The organism is Mesorhizobium tianshanense (assembly GCF_007830515.1).
GTDB lineage: Bacteria > Pseudomonadota > Alphaproteobacteria > Rhizobiales > Rhizobiaceae > Mesorhizobium > Mesorhizobium tianshanense.
On record NZ_VLKT01000158.1, the window covers coordinates 1 to 1,077 of the forward strand.

General features: G+C 69.1%; 1 protein-coding gene. It reads left to right on the forward strand.

All coding sequences use genetic code 11. The features are described 5' to 3' along the window. Window positions 1-1,077, forward strand: a 1,077-nt coding sequence (locus IQ26_RS39030) for a condensation domain-containing protein (RefSeq protein WP_240547491.1), incomplete at both ends; no start/stop codon positions are given.

Consider the following 1,077-nt stretch of genomic DNA (forward strand, 5'->3'; position numbering starts at 1 on the left):
ATCTGGGCCGAGCTTCTGGGGCTCGAGCGGGTCGGCCGCCACGACCACTTCTTCGAGCTCGGCGGCCATTCGCTGCTGGCGGTGCGGCTGCTGAGCCGGCTCTCGCAGGCCGTCGGTGTCGAGCTGCCGCTGTCGACGCTCTTCGCCAGGCCGGTGCTTTGCGATCTGGCGGAAAGCATCGTTGAAGATTTGAGCCGCGCCGATCGCAAAGACCTGCCGGCGATTGTTGCCGTGTCGCGCGATGAGCCGCTTGCGCTCTCCTTCGCCCAGCAGCGGCTGTGGTTCCTGGCGCAGCTGGACGGGGCCGGCACCAATTACCACATCCCGCTGGCCTTGCGGCTGACGGGCCGGCTCGATCGGGCGGCCCTTCAGCGCAGCCTCGATGGTGTGTTTGCGCGTCACGAGGCGTTGCGCCATGTGTTTGTCGCGCCCGACGGCAAGCCCTTTGTCGGGATCCTGCCGGCGGATGCGGGTCTGCGGCCGGTCGAGCACGACCTGTGCGGCCGGGCCGATGCTGAGGCGGCACTTGAGCACCTGTGCCGTGAAGAGGCGCACACGCCCTTCGACCTGTCGCGCGGGCCGATGATCCGCGCTTGCCTGATCCGGCTGTCGCATGAGGAGCACGTCTTCCTGCTGACGCAGCATCACATTGTCTCGGACGGCTGGTCGATGGGCGTGCTGGTGCGGGAACTCGGTCAGCTCTACCGGGCCTTCGCTGCCGGGCATGATGATCCCTTGGCGCCGCTCGGCATCCAGCATGCGGACTATGCTGCCTGGCAGCGGCAGTGGCTGTCGGGGGACAGGCTGCAGAGCCAGGCCCGTTACTGGCGCGAGGCCCTGTCGGGGGCTCCTGCTTGTCTTGCCTTGCCGACGGACCGGCCGCGCCCGGCCCAGCAGTCCTTTGCCGGGGCCGGCGTGCCGGTGGTCATCGATCGGGCGCTGACGCGCGGGCTGAAGCGGCTGGCCAACCAGCAGGGCACGACCTTGTTCATGACGGTGCTGGCGGCCTGGGCGGCGGTGCTGTCGCGCCTGTCAGGGCAGGACGACATCGTCATCGGCGTGCCGAGCGCCAATCGC